General features: G+C 76.6%; 4 protein-coding genes. All 4 read left to right on the top strand.

The features are described 5' to 3' along the window. Positions 1 to 2,769: BREX system ATP-binding domain-containing protein (locus VR45_RS11010; RefSeq protein ID WP_353612679.1), on the top strand; the 2,769-nt coding region annotated here is incomplete at its 5' end. Positions 2,770 to 2,982: 213 nt separating this feature from the next. After that, positions 2,983 to 3,948, top strand: a complete 966-nt coding sequence (locus VR45_RS11005; protein ID WP_045939519.1) for a helix-turn-helix domain-containing protein — start codon at positions 2,983 to 2,985, stop codon at positions 3,946 to 3,948. A 280-nt stretch (positions 3,949 to 4,228) separates the two neighbouring features. Continuing rightward, positions 4,229 to 5,209 (top strand): alpha/beta hydrolase, encoded by a 981-nt coding sequence (locus VR45_RS11000; protein ID WP_052709006.1) that lies wholly within the window; start codon positions 4,229 to 4,231, stop codon positions 5,207 to 5,209. A 401-nt stretch (positions 5,210 to 5,610) separates the two neighbouring features. Beyond that, the coding region (locus tag VR45_RS10995; protein ID WP_052709005.1) for a helix-turn-helix transcriptional regulator at positions 5,611 to 6,406 on the top strand (796 nt) is incomplete at its 3' end.

The raw sequence follows: 6,406 nt of genomic DNA, 5'->3' as shown, positions 1-6,406 counted from the left end.
CCGGGAGGTCGCCGGCCCGGGGGAGCGACGGTGTGGGAGAGGCGCGACCCGCTCCTGATCGGCCGCCGGCGGGAGACGGACCTGCTGGACGCGGCACTCGCCCGGGCGGCCGACGGCGCGGGCGGTTCGGCCGTGCTGGTGCGGGGCGAACCCGGCGTCGGCAAGAGCACGCTGCTGGAGCGGACGGCCCGCGAGGCGCGTGAGCGCGGGTTCACCGTCCTGCGGGCGGTCGGCGCCGAAGCGGAGACCGACTTCGCGTTCGGGGCGCTGCACCAGGCACTCTGGGCCCTGCTGAGCGACTCCAGCACGCTGTCGGTCCATCAGCGGGAGGCACTCGAGAACGCCCTGGGCATCCAGGCCGGAGCGGCGCCGAGCGGGTTCGCCGTCGGCGCCGCCGCCCTGGCCCTGCTGGCCGAGGTGTCACTGGGCGGGCCGCTCCTGCTGCTGCTGGACGACCTGCACTGGATCGACTCCTCCAGCGCCACGGTGTTCGCGTTCGTACGCCGGCGCTGCGCCGAGCTGCCGCTGGTGATCGTCGGCGCGAGCCGGCCCGGTGGCCCGGTGGCCCAGTCGTGGTCGGCCGAGCCCATCGAGGTACGGGCGCTCTCCGAGCCGGACGCCGCCCTGCTGCTGCGCCGTAACCACCCGCAGTTGGCGGCGACCACCGCCCGGCGGGTCCTGCGGGAGGCGGCCGGCAACCCGCTCGCGCTGGTCGAGCTGCCGCGCCAGCTGGCCGCGGAGCAGCAGCGGGGCGTCGTCCCGCTGCCGGACCGGCTGCCGCTGGGGCGCCGGTTGGAGCGGATGTTCGAGCGGATGTTCGCCGGGCGGCTCGCCGCGGTGACCCCGGCGGCCGGGCGACTGCTCCTGCTGGCGGCCCTGGCCGCCGGGCCGGACTCCTCGGGCGGGGTCTGGCTGCGCGCCGTCGCCGGCGAGGACGCCCGGGAGGCCCTGGAGCAGATCGAGGCCGGTGGCCTGGCCCGGCTGGACGCGGCCGGGCGGCTGGTCTTCCGCCACCCGCTGGTACGCACGGCGGTGATCGCGGCGGCCTCGCCGGCCGACCAGCGCGAGGCCCACCGCACGCTCGCCGACTGCCTGCCGCCGGAAGACCCGCAGCGACTGGTCCACGAGGCCTCGGCGGCGCTGTTCCCGGACGAGGACCTGGCCCGACGCCTCCAGGAGGCCGGCAGCCGGCTGGCCCGCCGGGGCGGCGATGCGGAAGGGGCACTGCTGCTGGACCGCGCCGCCGTGCTCAGCGCCGACGCCGACGAGCGCGCCCGGCGGCTCACCTGGGCGGCCGTGATGGCGGCCCGCGGCGGGCAACTGCGGTACACCGCGGCCCTGGTGGAGGAGCTGAGGCGCCGGCCGGTGCCGCCGGACATCGCCCCACTGTTCGCCTACGCGGTGGTGTACGTCGACCAGAGCCACCGGATCGACTTCGAGTCGGCCGCCGCGCTGCTGCCCGCGGCCCTGGACGCGCTGACCGCCCCCGGCGCCGAGCCCTTCGACGGGCTGGCCGAGCAGGTCTTCTTCAAACTGCTGCTCACCGCGACCTACACCGACGACCCGAGGGCCTGGCAGGCGCTGGACCGCCACCGCGAGCACGTCTCCGAGCCCGCCCGACTCTGCCACCGGGCCTGGCTCGACCCGGCCCGTACCGCCCGCGGGGTGGCGCGCGAGCTGAGCGTGGTGGTCGACCGGATGAGCGAGGCGCAGGAGGCGGGCGCGGCCTGGCTGCTGCTCTGGACCGCCTCGGCGGTCGACGTGGCCGACGGAGACCTGTGGCGGCGCTTCACCGGCCTGCACGGCTACGCCACCCAGGGCTCGGTCGCGAAGGCCAAGTGCTACCAGGACTTCCTGCGCGGCCGCTGGGACCGCGCGGCCGTCTGCCTGCGCGAGGCCGAAGCGGCGGAGGAACTCGGCTACCACTGCAACGCGCTGCTGTTCCGTCACTACCACGCGCACTTTCTCGCCGGCCGGGGCGACGAGGCGGGGCTGGCGGCGACAGCAGGGCTGATCAGGCCGCCGGCAGCCCGCGCCGGGATGCGGTTCGTGCTGGACCGGCTGACCCATCTGGAGGGCCTGGCCGCTCTGGCGCACGGGCGGTACGAGGAGGCGTACACACACTTCACCGGGCTGACCCCGGTAGGGCGACTGCCCGGGGGCCTGCCCTGGTTCCACCAACTGGCCTTCGACCTGGCCGAGGCCGCCGCGCACACCGGCCGGCGCGGCGAGGTCCGCGCCCTCGTCGCCGCGGGGTCGGCCGAGCGGCCCGGAGAGATCTCCGGCCACCACGCCTTCCTGTTCGCAGCGGCGGCCGCCCTGGCGGCCGAGGACGACGCGGCCGACGACGCCTACCGCGCCGCGTACCGGACACCGGGCGCCGAGCAGTGGGTCTTCGAACTGGCCCGGCTGCGGCTGGCCCACGGCTCGTGGCTGCGCCGCCGCCACCGGGCCGAGGCCCGCGAGGTGCTCCGCGCGGCGCACCGGGCCTTCCGGCGGCTCCAGGCAGAGCCGTGGGCCCTGCGCTGCGAGGAGGAGCTGCGCGCCGCAGGCGGCCCGCTCGCCCCGGAGCCGCACCGGGTGCCCGAGACGTTGACCGGTCAGGAGCTGCGCATCGCCCGGCTTGCCGCGTCGGGCCTGAGCAACAAGGAGATCGGCCACCGGCTCGGGCTCTCGCACCGCACCGTCGCGGCGCACCTGTACAAGGTCTTCCCCAAGCTCGGCATCGCCTCGCGGGCGGCACTCACCCGCGCCCTGGAGGGCCACTGAGGTTGCGGGAGGCTGCGGGGCCGGACGTACCCGCCCGCTTGCGCGGCCCGCTCCGCCCACTGTGCCCGTCGTGCACTCCGTCGTGCCTCACGGCGCACGGCCGCCCGCACCCGGCGGAGCGACAGTCAGATGACCTAGGCGACCCCGCGCTCCCCGGAGCAGGCTGGTGGTGCGGGGCTCCGGCCGCGCACGACCAGAGAAAGGGGCTGCCCGGTGAACCTGCGGGTCACGACAGCTACGGTGCCGGACGGGGAGAAGGCGGTGCACTGGGGTCGGGCGGTGTCGTCCGCCCTGGCGCCGGTGGAGGTGGTGCCGTTCGCCGACGGCCCGTTCGACGGCCGGCTGGACTCGCACCGACTGGGCTGTCTGCGGGTCTCCACACTGGAGGCGGACGCGACGCGGCTCTCCCGGACGCCGGGCCTGATCGCGCGCACACCCGGGGCCGAGGCCCAGGTGGCGGTGGGTGTCCAGGTGTCCGGCCGTGCCGTGCTGACCCAGGACGGCCGGAGGGCCGAGGTGGCGGCCGGCGACCTCGTGCTGTACGACCTCGCGCGGCCGTACTCCGTGGACTACCCGCAGCGCTTCCGCTCCCACGTGTTCCACCTGCCGCACCGGCTGCTCGGTGTGCCGGAGGCCGAGATCCGTCGGGTGACCGGGCGCGCCGTCAGCTCGCGGGAGAGCCTCGGGGCCGTGTTGCTCCCGTTCCTCGACACCCTCGCCGACGCCGCGCCCAGCTACCCGGCGGCCGTCGGCGACCTGCTGGCCGGCAGTGTCGCCGACCTCGTCGTCACCCTCGTCGCCGAACTCGCCGGCCGGCCGGCCGCCGCCCCCGACGACGCGAACGCCGACCTGGTCCGGGCGGTCCGTACCCACATCGACCGCCGTCTCGGCGATCCCGGGCTGACCCCGCAGAGCATCGCCGACGCCCACCGCATCTCGGTGCGGTACCTGCACCGGCTCTTCGAGGGCGAGGGGGTGACGGTGAGCCGGCTGATCCAGCGTCGCCGACTGGAGGAGTGCGCCCGGGAGCTCGGCCGGCGGGGCCGCAGCGCGCCGACGGTCTCGGCGGTCGCCCAGCGCTGGGGGTTCGTCAACCCCGCGCACTTCAGCCGGGCCTTCCGGGCCGCGTACGGCACGTCCCCGCGCGAGTGGCGGGCACGGCGCGCCGAAGAGGCCTGACGGCGGCGACCCGGGACAGCCGTGCACGGTGGGGCCGATTCCGGTTCCCTCTCGGCACTGTTCCGCGGCGGCCGCTGCCTAGCGTGGCGAGGAGGCCCGCCCGGGTGCTCCGGCCCCGGACCGGACCGGCCTCCGGGCACGGTGGCGGTACCCCCGGCTCGTCGCCGTGCCCGCGACCGGCGCGGTGGCCGCCGCCCGCCGCAGTCACCACCCGCCGCGGGACCGCCGCGGGAGACGAGCGGAGTCCGGGCCGACCGGCCACTACGCCAGGAGCGCACCCGTGTCCGACAGCAGCACCCCCGACAGCCGGGACCCCGTCCTGGACGGCGGCCTCCGGGACTTCCTGGCCGCCCGGGTCCGCCGGTCCGACGCGGCAAGCGGGGAGACCGCGCCCCTGGATCTCTCCTTCCTGACCGGAGCGCACCCGTCGGACGGTCACCAGGACACGGTCGCCGGCTGGCTGGCGCTGCCGACACCGGCCGGTCACGTCCGGATCCAGGTGGTCCGACCGGTCGACGCGGCCCGGCCGACCCCGGTCGTCCTCTTCCTGCACGGCCTCGGCTGGGCGCTGGGCGACGCCGACAGCTACCGCCACCTGCTGCGCGAGTTCGCCGTGGGCGCCGACGCCGCCGTGGTCCTCGTCGACTACGGACGGCCGCCCGCCGCAAGGTTCCCGGTCGCCGTCGAGCAGTGCTACGCCGTGGCCTGCTGGATCGCCGCGCACGGGCACGAGATCGGGCTCGACGGGAGCCGGATCGCCGCGGCCGGGGACTCGGCGGGCGCCAACCTGGTCGCGGCCCTGACCCTCCTCCTGCGTCGGCGCGGTGGTGCCCGGCTGCTCCACCAGGTACTGCTCTGCCCGGTCACCGACGCGGACTTCGACACCCCGTCCTACCGCGACTTCGCCGAGGGGTACTTCCTCCACCGGGCGGACATGCGCCGCTACTGGGACGCCTACCTGCCCGACCCGGACGACCGCACGCAGTCCGCCGCCGCGCCGCTGCGCGCCGGCCTGGAAGAACTCGCCGGCCTGCCGCCCGCCTTGGTGATCACCGCGGAGGCGGACGTGCTGCGGGACGAGGGCGAGGCCTACGCAGCCCGGCTGCGGCGGGCCGGAGTGCCGGTCGTGGCCACCCGCTACCAGGGCGTCGTGCACGGCTTCGTGCTGCTCGACTCCCACTGCCGCACGGCCTCGGCCCGCGCCGCCCTCATCCAGGCCGTGGACACCCTGCACCTCGCCCTGCACCGCCACCCCTGGTAGCGGGCGCCGCCGCCCGCCTGCCGGTCGCGGCCCGTCCGGCGGTCGCGGTCCGTCCGGCGGTCGGCGGGCACGCGCGGCCTCCCGGGTGCGCCGTAGGGCCCGACCCTCGCGCCCGCCGACGAGGTCGCCGCCGAACCGGCCGCCTTCCTCGCCCGACAGCCGTAGGGCCGGCGTGCCCGCACCGGCGGGGGAGCGAAGTTCCTCCTGGTGTTCTTCCTGTTGTTCTTCCTGGCCACGCGCCGCCCGGCACGGTGGGATGAGTGGGCGGGTCGCAGCGGCTCGCCGGCAGGTCGGGGCGACGGCCCGGGCAACCGGCCGGCGCTGCCCCGCGCCCGACCCTCACCCCGCGTCAGAACGCAGCCCTCCCCGGACACCACCCGGCGGCCGCCGCAGGAGTACCGATGCCTGTCCTCACCCTCGACCCGCCGTCACCCGGCGCGGCGCCCGCCCCGTCCGCCGCGCGGCAGCCGGCACCACCCCGGGGCGTCCCCTACGCCGCGAGCATCGCCGGCCACCGGCTCGGCCCGCTGCGGATCTCCTCGATCGTGGCCGGACCGTGGCCGGCCGCGCACGGCCGCAACGTCGTGCTGTGCGGCCGGGACGAACACGTCACCTTGGTGCTGCCCCACCACGGCACGGCCGCCCTGCTGCTGGACGGAAGCCGGCTGCCGCTGCGGCCGGGCGCGTTCGCCGTTGCCCGGGCCGGTCGCCCGGTCGTCCTGGAGGTGTCGGAGGACTTCTCCGGTACGGCCTTCCACTGGCCCCGGGAGGCCGCCGCCGGACTGACCGAGGACGATCTGCTGGAGCTGTCAGGGACGGCCTTCGGGACGGACACCGGGACGGCCGCACTGGTGGCGGCCTATTTGGGGCGGCTGGCCCGGCCGGTCGCCTCGCTGGACCCGCAGCTGGCCGCCCGGCTCGTCACCACGGCCCAGGACCTGCTCACCGTACTCGCCCACGAACACCGCCTGCGGGCGGCCCGGCCGGTGCCCGAGGAGGTGCGCGCCACGATCGCCAGGACGAAGGAGTACATCCTGCGGCGGCTCGGCGACCCCGCTCTCACCCCGGAGGGGATCGCGGCCGCCCATCACTTCTCGGTGCGCTACCTCCACAAGCTCTACCAGTACGAGGGTGTCACCGTGGGCCGCTGGATCCAGCGCCGGCGCCTGGAGATGTGCCGGCGCGAGCTGGCCCGGC

The sequence above is a fragment of the Streptomyces sp. NRRL S-495 genome (genome assembly GCF_000966955.1).
Classification (GTDB): domain Bacteria; phylum Actinomycetota; class Actinomycetes; order Streptomycetales; family Streptomycetaceae; genus Kitasatospora; species Kitasatospora purpeofusca.
Note: the sequence above shows the minus strand (reverse complement) of the source record. Positions and strands in the feature narration are given on the sequence as shown.